The 20,371-nt window shown below is 69.3% G+C and carries 22 protein-coding genes; 11 read left to right on the forward strand and 11 right to left on the reverse strand.

Annotated features, from left to right (window positions below):
• Positions 1–17: 17 nt before the first annotated feature.
• From ACLJPX_RS21910 to ACLJPX_RS21920, 3 genes are all read right to left on the reverse strand, one after another.
• A complete protein-coding gene (locus tag ACLJPX_RS21910; RefSeq protein ID WP_168214462.1) occupies positions 18–188 on the reverse strand; it encodes a hypothetical protein in 171 nt (56 codons plus the stop codon).
• Positions 189–604: 416 nt separating this feature from the next.
• Complete coding sequence (coaA, locus tag ACLJPX_RS21915; RefSeq protein WP_101611740.1) at positions 605–1,537, reverse strand: type I pantothenate kinase; 933 nt, start codon at positions 1,535–1,537, stop codon at positions 605–607.
• A gap of 157 nt (positions 1,538–1,694) precedes the next feature.
• Positions 1,695–2,336, reverse strand: coding sequence for a macro domain-containing protein (locus ACLJPX_RS21920; RefSeq protein WP_410601709.1), 642 nt, complete (start codon positions 2,334–2,336; stop codon positions 1,695–1,697).
• A gap of 95 nt (positions 2,337–2,431) precedes the next feature.
• Between ACLJPX_RS21920 and pheA the strand changes: the two genes are divergently transcribed.
• The 3 genes from pheA to ACLJPX_RS21935 all read left to right on the forward strand — a co-directional run bounded on the left by pheA (position 2,432) and on the right by ACLJPX_RS21935 (position 4,757).
• Positions 2,432–3,340, forward strand: coding sequence for a prephenate dehydratase (gene pheA, locus ACLJPX_RS21925; RefSeq protein ID WP_101611741.1), 909 nt, complete (start codon positions 2,432–2,434; stop codon positions 3,338–3,340).
• Positions 3,337–3,957: a histidine phosphatase family protein gene (locus ACLJPX_RS21930; protein WP_410601710.1), complete on the forward strand. Its 621-nt coding sequence runs from the start codon at positions 3,337–3,339 to the stop codon at positions 3,955–3,957. Before pheA ends, ACLJPX_RS21930 begins: the two co-directional genes overlap by 4 nt.
• Before the next feature lie 146 nt (positions 3,958–4,103).
• Positions 4,104–4,757 (forward strand): DUF4232 domain-containing protein, encoded by a 654-nt coding sequence (locus ACLJPX_RS21935; protein WP_101611743.1) that lies wholly within the window; start codon positions 4,104–4,106, stop codon positions 4,755–4,757.
• 1 nt (position 4,758) lies between these two features.
• Here the strand turns inward: ACLJPX_RS21935 and ACLJPX_RS21940 are convergent, their stop codons facing one another.
• From ACLJPX_RS21940 to ACLJPX_RS21955, 4 genes are all read right to left on the reverse strand, one after another.
• Positions 4,759–5,196: a hypothetical protein gene (locus ACLJPX_RS21940; protein WP_101611744.1), complete on the reverse strand. Its 438-nt coding sequence runs from the start codon at positions 5,194–5,196 to the stop codon at positions 4,759–4,761.
• A gap of 59 nt (positions 5,197–5,255) precedes the next feature.
• Positions 5,256–6,521, reverse strand: a complete 1,266-nt coding sequence (locus tag ACLJPX_RS21945) for an MFS transporter (RefSeq protein WP_410601712.1) — start codon at positions 6,519–6,521, stop codon at positions 5,256–5,258.
• A gap of 213 nt (positions 6,522–6,734) precedes the next feature.
• The gene (locus ACLJPX_RS21950) at positions 6,735–7,085 is read right to left on the reverse strand and encodes a metallopeptidase family protein (protein WP_410601713.1); all 351 of its coding nucleotides are present in this window, start codon (positions 7,083–7,085) and stop codon (positions 6,735–6,737) included.
• Positions 7,086–7,089: 4 nt separating this feature from the next.
• Positions 7,090–8,091, reverse strand: coding sequence for a septum formation family protein (locus tag ACLJPX_RS21955; RefSeq protein WP_410601714.1), 1,002 nt, complete (start codon positions 8,089–8,091; stop codon positions 7,090–7,092).
• Positions 8,092–8,185: 94 nt separating this feature from the next.
• Between ACLJPX_RS21955 and ACLJPX_RS21960 the strand changes: the two genes are divergently transcribed.
• The 4 genes from ACLJPX_RS21960 to ACLJPX_RS21975 are packed head-to-tail and all read left to right on the forward strand — an operon-like array spanning position 8,186 to position 11,429.
• Complete coding sequence (locus ACLJPX_RS21960) at positions 8,186–8,803, forward strand: hypothetical protein (protein WP_410601715.1); 618 nt, start codon at positions 8,186–8,188, stop codon at positions 8,801–8,803.
• Positions 8,804–9,970: a glutathionylspermidine synthase family protein gene (locus ACLJPX_RS21965; protein ID WP_101611746.1), complete on the forward strand. Its 1,167-nt coding sequence runs from the start codon at positions 8,804–8,806 to the stop codon at positions 9,968–9,970.
• 53 nt (positions 9,971–10,023) lie between these two features.
• Complete coding sequence (locus ACLJPX_RS21970; protein ID WP_101611747.1) at positions 10,024–10,476, forward strand: DUF350 domain-containing protein; 453 nt, start codon at positions 10,024–10,026, stop codon at positions 10,474–10,476.
• 47 nt (positions 10,477–10,523) lie between these two features.
• Positions 10,524–11,429, forward strand: a complete 906-nt coding sequence (locus ACLJPX_RS21975) for a haloalkane dehalogenase (protein ID WP_410601716.1) — start codon at positions 10,524–10,526, stop codon at positions 11,427–11,429.
• 100 nt (positions 11,430–11,529) lie between these two features.
• Here ACLJPX_RS21975 and ACLJPX_RS21980 read toward each other — a convergent pair whose 3' ends face one another.
• On the reverse strand, positions 11,530–12,813 hold the full coding sequence (locus ACLJPX_RS21980; protein WP_410601717.1) for an aspartate aminotransferase family protein: 1,284 nt from the start codon (positions 12,811–12,813) through the stop codon (positions 11,530–11,532).
• A 157-nt stretch (positions 12,814–12,970) separates the two neighbouring features.
• On the opposite strand from ACLJPX_RS21980, the gene serS reads away from it, so the two are divergent.
• Together serS and ACLJPX_RS21990 are read left to right on the forward strand one after the other, a co-directional pair.
• Positions 12,971–14,239: a serine--tRNA ligase gene (gene serS, locus ACLJPX_RS21985; RefSeq protein WP_410601718.1), complete on the forward strand. Its 1,269-nt coding sequence runs from the start codon at positions 12,971–12,973 to the stop codon at positions 14,237–14,239.
• A gap of 18 nt (positions 14,240–14,257) precedes the next feature.
• The gene (locus ACLJPX_RS21990) at positions 14,258–15,250 is read left to right on the forward strand and encodes a DUF3558 family protein (RefSeq protein ID WP_410601719.1); all 993 of its coding nucleotides are present in this window, start codon (positions 14,258–14,260) and stop codon (positions 15,248–15,250) included.
• Here the strand turns inward: ACLJPX_RS21990 and lhgO are convergent.
• Positions 15,247–16,503, reverse strand: a complete 1,257-nt coding sequence (gene lhgO / locus ACLJPX_RS21995; RefSeq protein ID WP_410601923.1) for an L-2-hydroxyglutarate oxidase — start codon at positions 16,501–16,503, stop codon at positions 15,247–15,249. The genes ACLJPX_RS21990 and lhgO overlap by 4 nt on opposite strands.
• A gap of 8 nt (positions 16,504–16,511) precedes the next feature.
• Here lhgO and ACLJPX_RS22000 point away from each other — a divergent pair, with 8 nt between their 5' ends.
• The gene (locus ACLJPX_RS22000; RefSeq protein ID WP_410601720.1) at positions 16,512–17,108 is read left to right on the forward strand and encodes a TetR/AcrR family transcriptional regulator; all 597 of its coding nucleotides are present in this window, start codon (positions 16,512–16,514) and stop codon (positions 17,106–17,108) included.
• The gene (locus ACLJPX_RS22005) at positions 17,105–17,596 is read left to right on the forward strand and encodes a nuclear transport factor 2 family protein (protein WP_101611754.1); all 492 of its coding nucleotides are present in this window, start codon (positions 17,105–17,107) and stop codon (positions 17,594–17,596) included. The genes ACLJPX_RS22000 and ACLJPX_RS22005 overlap by 4 nt, the downstream gene beginning before the upstream one ends.
• 69 nt (positions 17,597–17,665) lie before the next feature.
• On the opposite strand, the gene ACLJPX_RS22010 is transcribed toward ACLJPX_RS22005, so the two are convergent.
• Positions 17,666–19,201: an MFS transporter gene (locus ACLJPX_RS22010; RefSeq protein WP_410601721.1), complete on the reverse strand. Its 1,536-nt coding sequence runs from the start codon at positions 19,199–19,201 to the stop codon at positions 17,666–17,668.
• Complete coding sequence (locus ACLJPX_RS22015) at positions 19,198–20,295, reverse strand: C45 family autoproteolytic acyltransferase/hydolase (RefSeq protein WP_410601722.1); 1,098 nt, start codon at positions 20,293–20,295, stop codon at positions 19,198–19,200. Before ACLJPX_RS22015 ends, ACLJPX_RS22010 begins: the two co-directional genes overlap by 4 nt.
• Positions 20,296–20,371: the final 76 nt, after the last annotated feature.

The following is a 20,371-nucleotide window of genomic DNA, read 5'->3' on the forward strand; positions in this document are numbered from 1 at the left end:
GCCTGGATCGGTGGTGCTCAGCCCAGCGGTGCCGCCGGGGTGCTCTTGCTCTCCGTGACTTGCGACTTCTTCCGGCGGCGGTCCCCGCGGGCGTCGTCGAAGTCGACGACGAAGGCGCCGGCGGCCATGGCCACCAGGAGTGCGAGTCCGAGAATCGAGCCGACCCAGGTCAGGATGATCGAGAACATCGTGAGCCTCCTCCCTGCTCAAGGTCCTTTTCGAGACCTCTTGAACCCCTGACACAAGGGTCGCCTCGGGGGGCTGTAGCCGGTATCGGCCAACCGGTTACACGTACTGAGCGTGGATCGGCCGATCGGCCGAGGAAACCTACCCGCCGGTCGCCGTGCGCGACCGCTCGCCACTGTCGGCTCGCCGGTGGTGCGAAGGCTGGTACTTGTGAGGGAACAACCGGAATCCGCCCGTGTGATCGGCTTCCGGCTAAGTGATCTTGGATGTCACCGTGAACGCTCGCCGTGAGTAGAGATTCCGCGCGTGCCCGGTTACGCAGCGTTCCCGTTCAGGGCTCGGGCAGCGCTGGGTCCGGTTGCACGAACACACACGCGGGCACCTCACCCACCCAGGTCACTGGCGCACCCCGACCGGCTCAGAGCTTGCGCAGCCGGACCCGGTTGATCGTGTGGTCGGCGTCCTTGCGGAGGACGAGGGTCGCGCGAGGCCGCGTCGGCTTGATGTTCTCCATCAGGTTCGGCTCGTTGATCGTGCGCCACAGGTGGCGCGCCTCGGCGCGTGCCTCGTCGTCCGGGAGACCGGCGAAATGGTGGAAGTGCGACGCGGGGTCCGCGAACGCGGTGTGCCGCAGTTTGAGGAAGCGCTCGACGTACCAGCGCTCGATGTCGGTCGTCGGCGCGTCCACGTAGATCGAGAAATCGAACAGATCGGAGACGGTGAGCCGGGGGCCGGGCTGGAGGACGTTCAGTCCTTCGAGGATCAGGATGTCGGGTTGCTGAACGACCTGCTCCTCGCCGGGAAGGATGTCGTAGGCGAGGTGCGAGTACACCGGCGCGCTGACCCGTTCCGCCCCGGACTTCACGTCGGTGACGAACCGCAGCAGGGCCCGCCGGTCGTAGCTCTCCGGGAAGCCCTTGCGGTGCATGATCCCGCGCCGGACCAGTTCCGCCCGCGGGTGGAGGAACCCGTCGGTGGTGACCAGGTCGACCCTGGGGTGATCCGGCCAGCGGGCGAGCAGGGTGCGCAGGATGCGCGCGGTGGTCGACTTGCCGACGGCGACGCTTCCGGCGATTCCGATGACGTACGGCACCTTGGTGCCCCGACTGTCTTCACCGAGGAAGGTGGTGGTGGCTTCGTACAACCGTTGCCGGGCGGCGACCTGGAGATTGATCAGCCGGGAGAGCGGCAGGTAGACCTCGGCGACCTCCGCGAGATCGACCTGCTCGCCGAGACCGCGCAGCCGCAGCAGTTCAGCGGCCGTCAGCGGCAGGGGCGTCGACCTGCGCAACTCGCGCCACTGCTCACGGTGCAGCTCGACGTAGGGACTGAGCTCACGGACCCGCGGCATCGCACACTCCTCGCCCGTCGCCAGCGCTGGCGCCGTACAAAACCGTGTAGACGAGTTCTCGGCGGGAAAGCGTGCCTCGAACCGGATGAAGCCGCTTTAACGGTAGGGCTTACGGCTCGTGAACGCGCTGCGATGTGATGTAGCCCGCTTCGGGGCGTTACCGTCCGTTACGGGGACGGCCGGGGGTGAAGACCTCGTCCCACGCCGCGGCGACCTGCCGGGCGCACGAGGCGGGAGCGACCCCGCCGACGCCGGTACCGAGTCCCGGCATCGCGATCGTGTGCACCAGATCACGGACCCGGCCCTGGTCGAGCCTGCCGTCGCGCCACTGCTGGAACACGGCCCGGGCGGCCAGGTACGGGTGCACGGTGTCGCGGGGGAGGCGTTCGCCGGGTTCCCGCATCGTCGGCGCGCTGATCAGCCAGGCGGGCTCGGCCTCGCCGGTGGGCACGATCACGGCTTCGCCGATCGGGAGCTCCCCGCCGTGGTAGGCGAGGACGGCGCTGCGCACGTTCTGCTCGACGCCGGGGTAGGCGCGGGCGTAGACGGCGTCGATGCCGCCCCGCATCCAGCCGTAGGAGTTCGCGGGGCTGACGACGGCCTGGGCGACGACGTCGAGCACCGACCCGCGGTGCACGAAGACCCGTCCGTCCACCGTGTCCGCGACGGTGGTCCAGGCTTGCGCGAGCAGGTCATCGACGGCGCACAGCACCAGCTCCGGGGTGGGATGGTCCGGCAAGGGGGCAAAGGAGGAGTCGGCATCCTCGTGGCCGGTGTGCGTGCCCGGTTCGGCGGTCACGCGCTAAGCATGGCAAAAAAAGCCACCCGGCGTAACCGGTGCGCGTACCGGCTGTCCGAGTGAAAGTCCGTGCGCGGCGTGCGTAATCTGGCGGGGTGTCACGGATCGCTTACTTCGGCCCCCAGGGAACCTTCACCGAACAGGCCGCGCGCCGGCTCGCCCCCGGCGAGGAGCTGATCCCCGCGGAGACCATCCCGGCGGCACTGGCCGCGGTCCGCGCCGGACGGGCCGACGCGGCCTGTGTGCCGATCGAGAACTCCGTGGAGGGCGCGGTCACCGCCACCCTCGACAGCCTGAGCGAGGCCGAGCCGCTCGTCGCGGTGGCCGAGGTCTTGCTGCCGGTCCACTTCAGCGTGCTGACCCGGCCGGGGACGACCGAGATCCGCACTGTGGCGAGCCATCCGCACGCGCTCGCCCAGGTCCGTCACTGGGTCGAGGCGAACCTGCCCGGCGCGCATCCGGTCGCGACGTCGTCCACCGCCGCGGCCGCGGTCGCGGTCGACGCGGGCGAGTTCGACGCGGCCGTCACCGCGCCGGTCGCCGTCGAGCACTACCCGCTGGAGGTGCTGGCCACCGAGGTCGCCGACGTCCGCGACGCCAAGACCCGGTTCCTGCTGGTCCGCGCGCCCGGCGAGCTGCCGGAACCGACCGGGGCCGACCGCACGTCGATCGTCGCCGCCGCGACGAACCGCACCGGCGCACTGGCCGAACTGCTCACCGAACTGGCGGTCCGCGGGATCAACCTGACCAAGCTGGACGCCCGTCCGACCAGGAACAACTTCGGCGAGTACCGCTTCTTCATCGACTTCGAGGGACATGTGACCGAGCCCCGGATCGGGGACGTGCTGGCCGCGTTGCGCCGCCGGTGCCGCAACGTGCGGTTCCTCGGCTCCCACCCGCGGGCGGACAACGGCACGACCGAGATCGAGCCGGGCGCCGCCAACGAGGATTTCACCGACGCGATCGACTGGGTCGCTTCGGTCAGGAAGGGAGCACAGGCGTGAAACTCCTCCTCGTCCGTCACGGCCAGACCGACGGCAACGTCCGGGGCGCGCTCGACACCGCGCTGCCCGGTCCGCCGCTCACCGAACTGGGCCGCGAGCAGGCCCAGCAGCTCGCTTCGAGGCTGGACGGCGAGCCGGTCGTCGCGGTCTACGCCTCGCAGGCGGTCCGTGCCCAGCAGACCGCCGCGCCGCTGGCCGCCAAGCTCGGCATCGACGTCCAGGTCGTCGACGGCGTGCACGAGGTCGCCGCCGGCGACCTCGAAGGCAAGACCGACAAGGACTCGATCACGACTTACATGAGCGTCGTGCGCCGGTGGACCCTCGGCGAACTCGACCCGCCGATCCCCGGCGGTGAGACCGGCGCGCAGGTCCGCACCCGGATGCTCGACGCGGTCGCCCGGCTGCGCGCCAAGCACGAGCAGTCCGACCCCGACGGCACGGTGGTGCTGGTGAGCCACGGTGGCGCGATCCGGCTGGGCGGCGAGTGGCTCGCCGGGAACGTCACCGCCGAGGTCGCCAACCAGGGCCTCATCCCGAACACCGGCGTCGTCGAACTCGTCGCGACCTCCGACGGCTGGACCTGCCTCACCTGGGCGGAAGTCCCCGTCGAACGCTGACCTCGAACGTTTGCCTCCGCTCCCGCCGGGGAATACCCCCCACGAGATCAATTAACACCTTGTGGGGAATTAACCGCAGGAGCGCAACCTCCGCGGCGGACAACACGTCTACTTCAGTGGTGGGTCACCCGGCTACAGGGAGGCGAATGACCATGGTTCGTTCGAAGATGATCTCCATCGGCGGTCTCATCGCGGGTACCGCCGGGCTCCTGCTGCTCAGCGCTTGCGGTTCGGAAACCGCACCCGTCGCGCAGAGTTCGTCCGCGTCGCCGTCCAGTTCGGCACCGGAGACGTCCGTCGCGCCCAGTGCGAGTTCGTCGAGCCCGGCACCCGCTTCGCAGCCCGCCCAGGCACCCGCCCCGGCGCAGAAGAGCGACGGGCTCTGCAAGGCGGGCGACGTCAAACTGTCCGTCGGCGGTGGCGACGCGGCCGCGGGGACCGTGTACCGGAAGCTCGTCATCACCAACACTAGCGGGCACGCGTGCACCATCCAGGGCTTCCCCGGCGTCTCCTACGTGACCGGCGCGGACGGCCACCAGGTCGGTGAGGCCGCGTTCCGCGACGGCGCCAAGGGCGAGCCGGTCCAGCTGAACAACGGCGACAGCGCGTCCGCCGACATGGGCTTCGTGAACGTCCGCAACTACGACGAGGCGGCCTGTAAGCCCACCGAGACCCGAGGGTTGCGGGTGTACCTGCCGCAGGAGACGGCGTCGAACTTCGTGTCGGTGCCGGGGCTCGGCTGTGCGGGGAAGATCCCCGGCAACCAGCTGACCGTCAAGACGGTCCACAAGGGAGCATGACCTAGAGCTGGGTGCAGAGCTGTTCGGCCTGCGCCAGATGGCGCTGGCCGGAGATCTGGTTGAAGTGCAGGCTGAACACCATCCGGCTGACCCCGTCGATGTGCTCGGCCAGCGGCCGGTAGGTGTCGTTGGCGGCCGCCGCCGCGGCGGAGAGTTCGCGGGCGGCCGTCATCCGGTGCAGGATCTCGGGGGCCAGCACCGCCACGGTCCGCTCACCGGGCGCTGCGTCGGTGGTGTCCGGGATCGTGCCGACCCTGGCCAGGGCGTTGCACGCCTCCTGTGCGTCTTCCAGCGCTCCCGCGTTGACGCTCGACAGAGCCCACAGCATGCCCATCACGCCGGCGCCGATCACGAAACCGGCGACAGCGGTGAGCACTTGCGGGCGTCTGGAAGGTTCTGTCGTCCCCACGCCGGCCTCCGGCACCAGTGTCTGCTGCATCGCGGACCTCCCTCACCAGCACGGGTGATGGGCTATTTCAGCACCAAAGGCCTTTGTTTTCACTGGTCTTGGTGGAGAACCCGCACCTCCGTGGCCGATTCGTCATCGAACGCGCCTTGCCGTGACGAGACGAACGCGAAACCGGCCACACCGAACAGCAGAAGCCCGGACGTGAGGAACGTCCGGGCCGGGGATCCGAGGGCGTGGGTGAGGACCCCGCCGAGCAGGGCGCCGACCGGGATCGCGCCCCAGACGACGGTGCGCCACACGCCGAGGACCCTGCCGAGCAGTTCACCGGGGACGAGCGTGTGCCTCGCCGTCCCCAGCACGATGTTCACCGAGACGACGGCCGCCGCGAACAGGCCGAACAGCGCCGCCCCGGCCATCGGCGAACTCGTCAGCCCCATGCCGGTGAACGCCACGCCACAGCAGGCGGTGCCCCCGAGGAGCACCGCGCGGCGGCTGAACGTCTTCACCAGTCGCGGGGCGATGCCCGCGCCCAGCAGGCCGCCGATGCCTCCGACGAACGCGAAGAGCCCGAAGGCCGCTTCGCTGAGGCGCAGGTGCTCGATCGCGTACAGCACCAGCTGCGCCTGCGCGAGTTCGCTGACCAGGCTGATCAACCCGGCGACGACGACCAGGCGCATCATCAGCCTGTTGTGCTTCAACCAGCGGAAACCCTCCGCCAGCTCGGTGCGAAGGTCCGCGCGGGCGCCCTGGTCGGCGGAAGGGCGAGCCCGGTAGCTCCCGGCGAGCCCGATCAGCACGACCGCCGCGATCGCGAAGCCCACCGAGTTGAGCAGGAACGGGAACGTCGCGAAGAGCGCGAAGGTGGCGCTGCCGACAGGCCCGCCGAGGAAGGTCTGGCCGACGATCTCGCAGGCCTGGAGCTTGCTGTTCGCGCTGTCGAGGGAACCCTTGTCGACGACCGCCGGGATGAGCACATTCGCGGCGCTGTCGGCGACGACCTCCGCGACGCCGATGAGCAGGGCGGCGGCGTAGACCACCCAGATCGTCACCCCGCCTGCCGCGACCAGGGCGGCCATGCCGCCGACGACCACCGCGCGGGCGCTGTTCGCGAGGATCATCGCGCGCCGCCGGTCGATCCGGTCCAGGAGCGCGCCCGCCGGGAGCGCGAACAGCAGCCACGGCAGGAACTGGGTCGCCGAGAGACCGGCGATGAGCAGCGGATCGCGGGTCAGGGTGACCGCGAGCAGCGGGAACGCGACCTTGCCGATCCCGTCGCCGAGGTTCGACGCCGCACTGGACGCGAGCAACCAGCGCAAGCGCCGGTCGCCCCTCCTGCCCGTCGTCGTCTCGGCCATGCACGCCTCCCCAGGCTTTCGCCGGCGCCGGCCGACGACAACGTGTCGAAAAGTTTAGCGGGGTTGTCGCCCAAAGTGGCTGACTTGTTACGCCCAGTTAAGAATCCGAAGAACCCTTGGTGCCCGACGCACAAAAATCACCGACCATGCCGCTTCCGGCACGGAATCCGCCGGGAAGGAGCAAGGGACCTTTGCTATCGCCTGTCCCGCGGTTCAGCCCCAGCCGAGTTCGTGCAGGCGCGCGTCGTCGATGCCGAAATGGTGGCCGACCTCGTGGACCACCGTGATCAGAACCTCCTCGACGACATCCTCTTCGGTGTCGCACATCTGCAGCAGCGGCCGCCGGTAGATCGAGATCCGGTCCGGCAGCACCCCGCCGTACTCGTGGGTCCGCTCGGTCAGCGCGACCCCGTGGTAGAGCCCGAGGATCGTGGGCGACTCCTCGTTGAAGTCCTCGACGAGTACCACGACGTTGTCCATGGCGTCCGCGAATTCGGGCGGAAGCTCGTCCAGCGCCTCCGAAACCAGCTCCTCGAAGCGCTGCTGCGTCATCTCGACGGGCACGCGATCACCCGCCGGTCTTCGGGGCCGAAGACGACGCCGGCGGGGCACCGCCGTCGGAAGAGGGCGGGGCCTCGCCGTTGCCGACCTTGACGCTCCCGGTGACGGGCGCGAGCCCCTTGTTGTCCGGCAGGGGCGCCGCCACCTTGCAGTTCACCAGCGTCGACCCGGCGTCCCAGCTCTCCTGCTCACGGACGTCCCAACCGATGATGAGCTTCTTCGCCGCCAGGTCCGCGTTGCCGGTGTAGTCCTGCGCGGCCGTCGAGCATTCGGTGTCCAGCCAGGTGTTCTGCTGTTCCTGTGACGGGTAGCCGTCCTTGAACTTCGTCTTGAGGTCGAGTGTCGCGATCATCTCGTAGGAGTGCGGCTGGGCGCAGTCGATCGGGTCGCCGAAGCTGTTGTTGAGCAGCGCGAGGCAGGTGCCGGGCTCCCACACCGCGGACTGGTCCTGCTCCTTCGCCGGTCCCTTGGTCGGCTGGAGCTTGCCGCCCTGACCAGCCCATTGCAGGCCGCACCGCAGCTGCCGGTCGCCGTCCTCCCACTGTGCGGGAGTCGGCCGGAGCAGGTTCATGCTCAACTTGCCGTACGGATCCAGCGTGCGGCCGAGGTACGGCTTGACGTCGACGGTGCAACGCGACCGGGAGATCTCCTGCCACTGCTCCAGGTTCGGGCTCGGCACGCCCGCCGGGTACTGCGCGCCGATGTCGACGATGCTGGTGACCTCGAACAGATGGGACTCCGTGCACGCCACGCGGCGCGCGTCGTTGGCGTCCGGGTTGTTCCAGGTCAGGCAGGTGCCTGGGGGAGATTGGAACGCTTCGACCGCCGCGGGTGACAGTTTGGGGGCGCCGCCGCCCGCACCGCCCTCCGGGCCCACGTTCCACGAGAACGCCACACTCAGCGAAAGCGCGATGATCGCGCCCACGAACACACCGGCCATGACGAGCCGGGTGCGCAGGGTGCTCAGCGCGTTTCGCGGATAACGGAACCGCTCGGCCTGTTGAGACATCCACTCCATGATGCCCGCGCCGCACGTAAGGTGCGCATACCGGGTGGTTAGTGTTGGACACGGGTTCGGGCCGGCGGGCGATTACGGAGCTTCGATGACGCAGGATGACAACCAGGGGGCGGAGCGGCCCCAGGAACCGCCGAAGCGCGGTTCGATGCGGTTCCAGGACGACAGCACGCAGGCGCGGCAACCGTCGTTGGCCGAGCAGCGGGCACGACAGCAGGCGCTGGCCGAGCAGGAGCGCCAGGAGGTGCTCGACGCCGAAGCCGCGCGCGCCGCCGAGAAGAAGTCTTCGACCAAGAAGAAGATCCTGATCGGCACGGGTGTGACCGTCGGCCTGGTCGGGCTGGTCGCGACGTTCTACACCGTCGCCAAGCCGGAAGAGGTCACGGCGGTTTGCGCCGCCAAGGACACGGATATCGTCAACGAAGATCAGAACTGCGACGAGAACTACGTCCGGTCGCATGGCGGCTATGTCAGCGGAGGGTTCTTCTTCCTCCCCATCGGCGGCTTCGGTGGGCCGATGCAGAGCTACCGCTACAACTACGGCGGGACCGGTCAGGTCGGGCAGCGGGTGTCCGGCGGTTCGTACACCGCGCCCTCGAACGCGAACGTCAACACCAAATCGGGCAAGTCCGTCCAGCGCGGCGGGTTCGGCATCAGCGGCAAGAGCGGTACCTCCGGCGGTACCGGCAAGAGCGGGGGCTCGTAGTTGTATCGGGATTCCAAGCCGCCCCGGCGGGACTGGCAGAACATCGTCGAAGAGCAGGGGCTGGTCTTCGGCACCCCCGCTCGTGACGGCGCCGGCAAGTCCAGGCCGTACTGGGACGAGTCGGTCCACTACGTCTTCGAGATGGACGAGATCCTGTCCGTCGAGGCGGACGTGGAACTGCTGCACTCGATGTGCCTCGAAGCCGTCGACAACGTGATCACCACCGAGCAGTACCACCGCTTCGGCATCCCCGAGTGGGTCTGGCCGCATATCGCCGAATCGTGGAAGCGGCAGGATCCGCACGTCTACGGCCGGTTCGACCTGCGCTACGACGGCAAGAGCCCGGCGAAGCTGCTCGAGTACAACGCCGACACCCCGACCTCGCTGCTCGAGGCCGCGGTGCTGCAGTGGCACTGGAAGACCGCGGTCTTCCCCGAGGACGACCAGTGGAACTCGATCCACGAGAAGCTGGTCGAGCGCTGGGGCGAGCTCGCCGAGAAGCTGCCTTCGAACGAACTGCACTTCACCTGGTCGTCCGCCGATCCGTCCGGTGAGGACCACGTGACGACGGCGTACCTGCAGGAGACCGCGGCCGAGGCCGGGCTCGACACCGTCGGCCTGTCGATCGAGGAGATCGGCTGGGACCCGGTGCTCAAGCGGTTCGTCGACCTCGAAGAGGCGCAGATGGCGACCGTGGTGAAGCTCTACCCGTGGGAATGGGTGGTCGACGAGGAGTTCGGCCGCTTCGCCGTCGAGACGATGCCTCGCACGCTCTGGGTCGAGCCGCTGTGGAAGATGATCCTCTCCAACAAGACGCTGCTCGCGATCCTGTGGGAGAACTACCCGGGCCACCCGAACCTGCTGCCCGCCTTCGCCGACGACCCCGGTCTGCTGACCGAGTACGTCCGCAAGCCGAAACTCGGCCGCGAGGGCGCGAACGTGCAGATCGTCGCCACCGGGTACGAGACGCAGACCGACGGCGTCTACGGCGCCGAAGGCTACGTCTACCAGGCGTTCGACCCGCTCCCGGAGTTCCAGGGGTACCGGCCCGCGCTCGGCGCGTGGATCGTCGGGGACCACGCCGCCGGCCTCGGGATCCGCGAAACCGCAGGTCTCGTTACGGACGACGGTGCGGCATTCGTCCCGCACCGCATCGTCGAGACGTGATAGAAGCAACCGCACAAACCTGACATTCTCGACTTGCACCTCTGGAGAACCCTGTGACGACCACCCTTGCGCTGTCCGACACGTTCGGCTCCGACCTCGTGCGAGGGATCGGCGCGATCCTGCTGTACGGCGTCGTCGGCCTGCTGCTGATGTTCGCCGGGTTCTGGGCGATCGACTGGACCACGCCCGGCAAGCTGGCCCAGCTGGTCAGCCGCGGCCTGCCGAACGCGGTCATCGTGACCGCGTCGGGCCTGCTGTCGATGGCGTTCATCGTCGTCGTGGCGATCGCGAACTCCGCCAGCGACCTGACCGAGGGCCTCATCACCTCGCTGGTCTACGGCCTGCTCGGCATCGTGGTGCAGGTCCTGGCCGTCCGGCTGCTGGAGTGGGCGACCCGCATCGACGTCCGCTCGACCATCGAGAGCGAGAAGTTCGCCCCGGTCAGCGTCGTGGTCGCCGCCGCGCACCTCGCCCTCGGCCTGGTCGTGGCCGTCGGCATCTCCTGACCTCACGAAACCGGCATAGGCGCACGATTCCCACTAACGTGGGTGTCGTGCGCCTTTTGAGGACACCGGACGACCGGTTCTCGGACCTGCCCGATTTCGATTTCGAACCGCGCTACGCGGAACTCGTCGACCTTCACGGCGGCGTGATCAGAGTGGGTTACGTGGAGGCCGGACCCGCGGATGGGCCGCCCGTTCTCCTGTTGCACGGCGAGCCCACCTGGTCCTACCTCTATCGCAAGGTCATCCCGGTGCTCGCCGACGCCGGACTGCGCGCCATTGCGCCCGACCTGGTCGGCTTCGGCCGATCCGACAAACCCGGCGACATGGTCGACCACACCTACCAGCGGCACGTCGAGTGGATGCGCGCGTTCGCCTTCGACGTGCTCGACCTCACCGAGGTCACCCTGGTCGGCCAGGACTGGGGCGGCCTGATCGGCCTGCGGCTGGTCGCCGAAAACCCCGATCGCTTCTCCCGGGTCATCGCGGCCAACACCGGCCTCCCCACCGGCGACACCGACATGCCGGAGATCTGGCACAAGTTCCGCGACACCGTCGAGAACGCCCAGATCCTCGACGTCGGCCGGTTCGTCCAGTCGGGCTGCCAGACCAAGCTGTCCGAGGAGGTCCGCGCCGCCTACGACGCGCCCTTCCCGAACGAGATGTACAAGGCCGCGCCGCGCGCGATGCCGTCACTGGTGCCGGTCACCCCGGACGATCCGGCCTCGGCCGCCAACCGGGCCGCGCTGAAGGTGCTCGCCGAACTGAACAAGCCGTTCCTGGTCTCGTTCTCCGACGGCGACCCGATCACCGCGCCGTGGGGCCTCGAACTGCGGGGCTCGATGCGCGGCGCTCGCGAACTGGAGCATCCGACGATCACCGGCGCCGGTCACTTCCTGCAGGAGGACGCCGGCGTACGGCTGGGCGAGGTCATCGCGCGCTTCGTGAATTCCTGAGTCCCGAGTGCTATGAAAGGCCCGTTACTTGCAAATTTTGCAAGTAACGGGCCTTTCATAGCGTTGGTCGGGGGGTTACGGGAAGGGGGTGAGGGAGGGGTCAGGAGATGGCGGTTAGTGCGTCCACGATGATCCCCAGGCCCTCCGCGGCCTCGTCGGCGGTGAGCGTCATCGGCGGCGCGATCCGCAGCACGTTGCCGTGCAGCCCGCCCTTGCCGATCAGCAGCCCGCGCGCCTTGGTCTCCTCCATCATCCGCGCCGCGGCCTGGGTGTCCGGTTCCATGCCGCCCGGTTTGACCAGTTCGACGCCGATCATCAGGCCCTTGCCGCGGACGTCCCCGATCAGCGGATGCCCCGAAGCGCGCAGGCCGGACAGTAGTTCGTTACCCCGGGCGAGCGCGTTGGCCTGGAGGTCGTGGTCGGCGATGTGGTCGAGGACCGCCGCCGCGCCCGCCATCGCGACCGGGTTGCCGCCGAAGGTCGAGATCGAGTTCGCGGTCAGGCAGTCGACGAGGTCGCCGCGGGCCACGAGCCCGCCGATCGCGAGGCCGTTGCCGAGGCCCTTCGCGAAGGTCATCGCGTCGGGGACGACGTCGTGCGCCTGGATCCCCCAGTAGTGTTCCCCGGTCCGTCCCCAGCCGGTCTGGACCTCGTCGGAGATGAACAGGATCCCGTACTGGTCGAGGACCTCCTTCATCGCCTTGAACAGGCCGTCCGGCGGTGAGCTGAACCCGCCGACGCCCTGGATCGGCTCGGCGATCATGCAGGCGACGTCGCCCGAGGTGCCCGTCTCCAGCACGTCGACCAGGTCCGCGACGCACGCGTCGATGTACTCCGTGTCCGAAAGCGCCCGGAACGGGCTGCGGTACCGGTAGCCGCCGTGGACGTAGCTCACCTTCACCGGGCTGAGCGACGACGCCGACCAGCCGCGGTTGCCCGTGATGCCGACCGTCGCGAACGACCGCCCGTGGTACGAGTTCCGCATCGCCAGCACCTGGTTGCTGCGCCGGTACTGGGTGGCGAGCATCAGCGCGGTGTCGTTGGCCTCGGTCCCGGAGTTGGTGAAGAACACCTTCGCGTCGGGGATGCCGGAGAGCTTCGCGATGCGCTCGGCCAGTTCGACCTGCGAGCGGATCAGGTACAGCGTCGAGGTGTGCAGGATCCCCGTGTCGAGTTGCTTGCGCACGGCGTCGCTGATCGCCGAGACGTCGTAGCCCATCGAGTTCGTCAGGATGCCCGCGAAGAAGTCGAGATAGCTCCGCCCGGTCGAGTCGATGACCCGGCGGTCCTGCGCGTGCACGATCTCGATCGGCTCGTCGTAGTAGAGCGCCAGCCAGGACGGCAGTACCGCCTTGTGCCGCGCCAGCAGGTCCGCATCGGTCATCGCGTTTTCTCCGTCCGCAGCAGGGAGATCTCAGTATGGGGAGGGCCCGAAACGGGCGACAACGATCAGACTGTCGGGTTATCCGCGGCGGCCCGCACAGTCTGTACGGGGAAACTGCCTCGAAGGGCGCTCGGCGCTAGGACTAACCTCTGCAATCGTGATTGACCCCAGGACTCTGCGCGATGACCCGGACGTCGTGCGCGCTTCGCAGCGCGCCCGTGGCGAGGACGAAGGAGTGGTCGACAAGCTGCTCTCCCTCGACTCCCGCCGCCGGTCTTCGATCGCCGCCGCCAACACGCTGCGCGCCGAGCAGAAGTCGCTGGGCAAGCTCGTCCCGAAGGCGCAGGGCGAGGAGCGGGCCGAACTGCTCGCCAAGGCGAAGGGACTCGCCGCCCAGGTGAAGGCCGCCGAGGTCGAGCAGACCGAGGCGTCGGAGGAGTTCGATCAGCTGCACCGCCTGGTGCCGAACCTGGTCCACCCCGAAGCCCCCGAAGGCGGCGAGGACGACTACGTCGTGCTCAAGCACGTCGGCGAGCCGAAGAAGTTCGACTTCACGCCGAAGGACCACCTCGAACTCTGCGAGGGCCTCGGCGCGCTCGACATGGAGCGCGGCGCGAAGGTCTCGGGCTCGCGGTTCTACTTCCTCACCGGCATCGGCGCCCAGTTGCAGCTCGGCCTGCTGAACATGGCCGTCGCGCAGGCGACGGCGAACGGGTTCACGCCGATGATCACGCCGAGCCTCGTCCGGCCTGAGATCATGGCGGGCACCGGCTTCCTCGGCGCGCACTCGTCGGAGGTCTACCGGTTGCGCGACGACGACCTGTACCTCGTCGGCACCTCCGAGGTCCCGCTCGCCGGCTACCACGCCGACGAGATCCTGGACCTGGCGAAGGGCCCGAGGCGCTACGCGGGCTGGTCGTCCTGCTACCGCCGCGAGGCCGGTTCGTACGGCAAGGACACCCGCGGCATCATCCGCGTCCACCAGTTCGACAAGGTCGAGATGTTCGTCTACACGCGTCCCGAGGACGCCGAAGCCGAGCACGCGCGCCTGCTGGACTGGGAAGAGCAGATGCTCGCCAAGATCGAGGTCCCGTACCGGGTGATCGACACCGCCACCGGCGACCTCGGCACGTCCGCGTACCGGAAGTTCGACTGCGAGGCGTGGGTGCCGTCGCAGGAGACCTACCGCGAGCTGACGTCGACGTCGAACTGCACGACGTTCCAGGCCCGCCGCCTCGGCATCCGCTACCGCGACGACGACGGCCGCCCGCAGACCGTCGCCACGCTGAACGGCACGCTCGCCACCACGCGGTGGATCGTCGCGATCCTGGAGAACCACCAGCTCGAAGACGGTTCGGTCCGGGTGCCGGAAGCGCTTCGCCCCTTCCTCGGCGGAACCGAGGTCCTCACACCCACATCGAAGTAGGGACCGGAGGAGGGACGCATGCGGTATCGGAATTCGCTCGCGATCGGGCTGGCGGTGCTGGCGCTCGGCGGCTGCACGTCGACGATCGGCGGGTCGGCCTCGCCGGTCCCGGGACAGGGGCCGGTCATCACGAAGGCCGAGCCGTGCGCGCTGCTGACGCCGGAGCAGGCGGCCGCGCTGGGCGTCACGTATCCGGGTAAGGAACGCCCGGCGAAACCCGAGCAGAAGATCGCCGCGGTCTGCCGGTTCCCCGAACTGGAGGACGCGCCGGACGGCGTCGCGCTGGAGGTTTCGCAGAGCAAGGACCTCTCGGCGGAGGACTACTACGCGGGCGCGCTGCCCGGGGAGAAGTTCGGCGTCGGCGGATTCACCTGGACGCGGTACGCGACCATCCTCGGGCCGAGCTACTGCTCGCTGACCACGGAACTGGACGCGAAGACGTTCGTCGAGGTCTCCAGCGACGCCCCCGGCAGCGACAACTCCAAGGCCTGTGACCTGGCGAAGGCCGCGCTCCCCGCGGTCGCCTCGCATCTGCCCGGCGGGCAGCCGAGCCCGGAGATCACCGCGCCGCCGGGGCAGAAGCCGGTCGAGCCGTCCGGTCCGCTGGTGAACGTCGACCCGTGCACCCTGCTCAAGCCCGAGCAGGTGGCCCCGCTCAACCTCTTGCCCGCGCGGCCGATGAACGGCTCGTCGCGGGATCCCAAGAACGGCTGCCAGTGGGACGACACGGACGGAGACAAGGGCAAGAAGGCGCTCGACCTCTGGGTCTACACGGCGACCAGGACCGAGGACGTGCCCGGACTGGAAGGCACCCCCGCCGAGCAGATGGTCAACGGCCGGAAGTGGATCGTCTACTCCGCTCCGGACAGCCCGATCTGCGTCGCGCTCTTCCCGATCACGGAGACCTCGTCGATCAAGCTCGACACCGGAGACCTCAGCGACAACGCCAAGGCCTGCGAGATCCCGCAGACCGTGATGCCGCTCGTGACCGCGAACGCGCCCGCCGCCTAGTCGGACACCTCGTCGGCGATGTGCTTGGCGATCTCCAGCGCGCTGGTCGCCGCCGGTGAGGGCGCGTTGAGGACGTGCACCTGGTCGCGCGCGGTCTCGATCAGGAAGTCGTCGACGAGCGCGCCGTCCGGGCGCAGCGCCTGTGCCCGGACGCCGGAGCCGTGCCGCACGATGTCGTCCTCGGTGACGGCGGGCACGAGCCGCGCGAGGCTTTCGGCGAAGCGGCGGCGGGAGAACGACCGGCGGACCTCGTCGAGCCCGGTCGGGTACGCGTACTTGCGCGCGAGCCGCCAGACGCCGGGGAAGCGGGCGACTTCGGCGAGGTCCTTCGCGGAGACGTCGCGCCAGGTGTAGCCCTCGCGGCGCAGCGCGAGCACGGCGTTGGGGCCGGCGTGCACGCTGCCGTCGAGCATGCGGGTCAGGTGCACGCCGAGGAACGGCAGCGACGCGTCCGGGACCGGGTAGATCAGGCCGCGCACCAGATGACGGCGTTCGGGCTTCAGTTCGTAGTACTCGCCGCGGAACGGCACGATCCGCGCGCTCGGGGTGAGCCCGGCGAGCCGCGCGACGCGGTCCGCGTGCAGGCCCGCGCAGTTGACGAGCGCGTCCGCGTGGATCACGTCGTCGCCGGTCGCCACCTCGACGCCGCCGGTGCGGCCCGCGCGGATCCCCAGCGCGGGCGTGCCGAGGCGGAGGTCGGCGTCGGATTCGTCGAGCAGCCGCACGAGCGCGGTGCAGACGGCCGGGAAATCGATGATGCCGGTGGACTCCACGCGCAGCGCGGCGACGCACGAGACCTCGGGTTCGTACTCGCGGGCCTCGCTCGGGGTGATCAGCTTGGCCGGGACGCCGTTGGCTTCGGCCCGTTCGGCGAGCACCTTCAGCGCCGGAAGCTCCGCTTCGGAGGTGGCGACGACGAGTTTGCCGCAGACCTCCACCGGCACCCCGTACTGCCGGGCGAAGTCCACAATGGACCGATTGCCCGCGGTGGACATCCTGGCCTTGAAGGAACCCGGCTTGTAGTAGAGCCCCGCGTGCACGACGTTCGAGTTGTGCCCGGTCTGGTGGGCCGCCCAGCGGTCCTCCTTCTCGAGCACCGTGACGTCCAGGCCACGTTTGGTCAGCTCCCAGGCGGTGGCGAGCCCGACGATTCCGCCCCCGATGACTACGACTGTGCGCACGATCGACCAGGTTACCCGGAACGCTACCTGACAGCTGTCAGGTTGAGTGGTAGCGTACCTGACCGATGTCAGGTAAGCGGTTGAGCAGGGAAGAACGCCGGGAGCGGATCCTGGCCGCGGCGGCGCGGGTGTTCGCCGCGTCCGGCTACGACGCGGCGGGGATGCGCGAGGTCGCGACGGCGGCCGGGATCAGCACGCCCGTGCTCTACGACCATTTCCCGTCCAAGGCCCGGCTGTACGCCGGGCTGCTGGAGTCCGAAGTGGACAGTCTGCTGGCGGGCTGGGGCGGGCTGCCGCCGTCGGGCACCGCGGAGGAGCTGCTGCGTACCAGGGTGGCGGCGATCTTCGCGTGGATGGAGACGAACGAACGCGGTTGGCGGATGATCTTCGCCGAAACGCCGTCCGACGAGGGGGTCGCCGAGGCGCACCGGCGCGGGCAGGCCAGGGCCACCGGACAGCTGACCGAGGTGTTCGCCCAGGTCCCCGGCCTGGCGCTGACCGCGGACCTGCCGCGCGACCGCGCGAACGAAGCGCTCGCCGAAGCGGCGAAGAGCGCGCTAAACGCCATCGCCACCTGGTGGTGGAGCAACCGCGACATCCCGCGGGAGCAAGTCGTCGCGCTCACGACGGATCTGTTGTGGCGCGGTCTGGGAGCCCTGATCCAGGAGGAAACATGAGCATCGACACCACCGAGCGGTACCGCCGGGCCCTCGAGACCCAGGACGTGGAACTCGCGCTGAGCGCCTTCGCGCCGGACGCGGTCGTGCACTCGCCGCTGACCAGCCGGGTGCGGTTCACCGGGCACGAGGAACTCCGGCCGCTGCTGGAAGTCGCCTACTCGCATCTGCGCGACGTCAGCTTCCACACCGACACGGGCGACGCCTCGACGCGGGTCGTCGTCTACACCGCACGCATCGGCGCGGAGGAGATCGAAGAAGCTGCGGTGCTGAAGCTCCGCGAGGACGGGCTCATCACCGAAGTGACGCTGTTCGTGCGTCCCCTGCCCGGGCTCGTCGCGCTGATGGACGCCTTCGGCCCGGACATCGCGCGCCGCAACGGCCGCACCTTCGCGGCGCGGGTGCTGGGCGTGGCCGCGAAACCGTTGCTGGCCATGGTGCGGTCGGGCGACAAACACGCCGTGCCGCTCGCCGGACCGAGGAGCTGAAGGACGCTTTCCCCGCATCTGATGCGGGGAAAGCGCCCTTGGCCACGTCTTACGCGGGGAAGGGCCCCTTCAGCCCGTCGCGACCGGGACCGGCGCCGGCTCGTCCTCCGGGTCCTCGAGGACCTTCGGCACCCCGCGCAGCGTGAACAACGCGCTGACCGCCAGCAGCGCCATCAGCCCCGCCGAGCACAGCATCGTCACCTGCAACCCGTCGACGAACGCGAGTTTCGCGTTGCCGAGGATCAACGCCCCCTGCTCAGGCGGCAACTGCGCCGCGTACTGGACGGCGCCGCCGAGGGTGTCCGAGATCGCCTCGGGCGGCACACCCGCCGGGATGACGAGTTCGCTCCGGTACAGCGCGCCGAGCGCACTGCCGAGGACAGCGATCCCCAGCGCCCCGCCGAGTTCGGTCGCCGTCTCGGAGATCGCCGACGCCGCGCCCGCCCTCGCCTTCGGCACGACGCCGAGCACCGTGTCCGTCGCGACGGCGAGGATCAGCGCCAGCCCGACACCGAAGATGATCATCGCGGCGAGCAGGTCGGTGTAGACGATCGTCACGCCGATACCCGAGTACAGCGCGAAGCCGACCGCCGACAGAGCACAGCCCAGCGCGATCGTGACCGCCCGGCCGAAGGCCTTGATCGCCAGTGGTGCGAAAACGCCGCCGACGATCGCGCCGCCCATCCCCGGCAGCCCGGCGAGCCCGGATTTCAGCGGCGACCAGCCCACCACCAGCTGCAGGTACTGCGCGAACATCAGCGAGACCGCGAGCTGCGCGAACATCGCCAGGATGGTGGTGCCGACGGTCGCCGAGAACGCCCGCTGCGCGAACAGTTCCAGGTCCATCAGCGGTTCGGCCAGCCTCGGCTGCCGCAGGACGAACGCGAGCACACAGCCCAGGCCGAGCACCGTCGCGACCGCGACGTCCCAGTGCCCCCAGCCCTGGTACGCGACTTCCTTGATCGTGTAGACGATCCCGACCATGCCCACGACGGACAGCAGCACGCTGGGCACGTCGATCCGGCCCGGCGCCGGGTTCTTCGACTCGGGCAGGATCAGCGCGCCCGCGATCACCATGACGATCACCACCGGCACGTTGACCAGGAACACCGAACCCCACCAGAAGTGCTCCAGCAGGACACCGCCGACGAGCGGGCCCATGCCGAAACCGAGGATCGTCAGCCCGCTCGAAACGCCGATCGCGGCCGCGCGTTCCTTGCCGGTGAACACGTTCCGGATGATCGACAACGTCGACGGCATCAGCGTCGCGGCGGCGATCCCGAGCAGCGCGCGGGCGGCGATCAGGAGCTCCGCCGTCGGCGCGTACGCCGTGATCACCGAAGCGACGCCGAACAGCGACGCCCCGATCAGCAGCAGTTTCTTCCGGCCGACCCGGTCGCCGATGTTCCCCATCGTGATCAGCAGCCCGGCGAGCGCGAAACCGTACGCGTCGGCGATCCACAGCATTTCCGTCGTCGACGGGTGCATCTGCTCCGAAAGCGACGGCAGCACCAGGTGCAGCACGGTCAGGTCGATCGCGATCAGCAGTTGTGCCAGTACGCAGACCGCGATGGTGCCGATCTTGCGGCCCTTGCCGATGCTCACCGCGACACCCCGAAGGTGAATTCCGGCGAGTGACGCGCGGTGCCGTGCTCTCCGTCGCCGAGGTAGAACCGGGTGCTCATGGTGCGGGACGCCGGGTCGAGGACGCTGCGCCACAACGTCCGCCACGGCGCGCCCGGCTCGATCGCGACGGACACCGCGTCGAGCGCGTCACGCGGCCCGGCCCCCGCCTCCTTGGTGAGGGTGCGGAGCCGCTGGTAGGTGAGCATGGTCTCCGGGGTGTCCTCCGGCAGCGCGTCGATGTCCGGGTAGCGGTGCAGCGGATGGTTCGTGACGCACAGCGGCCCGTCCGCGACCTCGACGAAGTACTCGATGTCGTGCGCGCCGCGTTCGTAGACGAAGCCGCGGCCGGAGGCGTCGGCGACGATGTAGTGACAGGGCGCGCCGTGCGAGTACTGCTTGGCGAGCATCAGCGCTTCCTTGGCCTCGTCGACGTTCTCGCACGTGTCCAGCAGGTACCGGCAGACCTGGGGCACCGAGAGGCCGGCCTGCGGGCCAGGGTCGTGCTCCAGCGGCGTGGCCTCCTCGAGGTCGGCCATCAGCAAGGAGACGACGAGCCCGGCCTCGTTGACGCCTTCCATCGCACCGTCCACTGTGGACATGGAGAGCGAGGTCGAGGCGATGCCGTCGTCGGGGATCGTGGTCAGGACGTAAGGGCGTGATGCCATCGGCACCGTCCCGTCGTCGACGGGCTCCGCACCCGCCATCACCGCGCCCAGCTGGCTCCAGCTCAAGGTGAAGAAGTCGTAGTTCCGGCCGAGCACACTCCCCGTCCACAACGCCGAACAGCCCGACCCGGCGGGCAGGGCACTGGCGTTGTCGAAGGACATCGCCGCGTCGGCCGGAAGCCCGTAGGCCTCGGCGAACCCGGCCGTCCGCGCCGCGTACTGCGGCCAGTTCCGCTCGAACCAGACACGCCGCGCCTTGGCGACGATCGGATCGACCGGTGGCGGCGTCCAGTCGGTCCGCGCCTTCATCTCGGCCGCGAGCGCGTGGCCGATCTCGGCCTGGGTACCGCGCAACGTCAGCTGCCGCACGGCGAGGAAGTCTTCGGGAGATCCCGCGAGATAAGTCATGGCCGGGAGCGTGTCCGCCGCCGCTGACCGTCCGCGCACCACGCGCTGACCGCCTGTCTGTGCTTGTCAGCGCTGG

Origin of the sequence: Amycolatopsis sp. lyj-90, assembly GCF_046549035.1 — a bacterium.
Taxonomy (GTDB): domain Bacteria; phylum Actinomycetota; class Actinomycetes; order Mycobacteriales; family Pseudonocardiaceae; genus Amycolatopsis.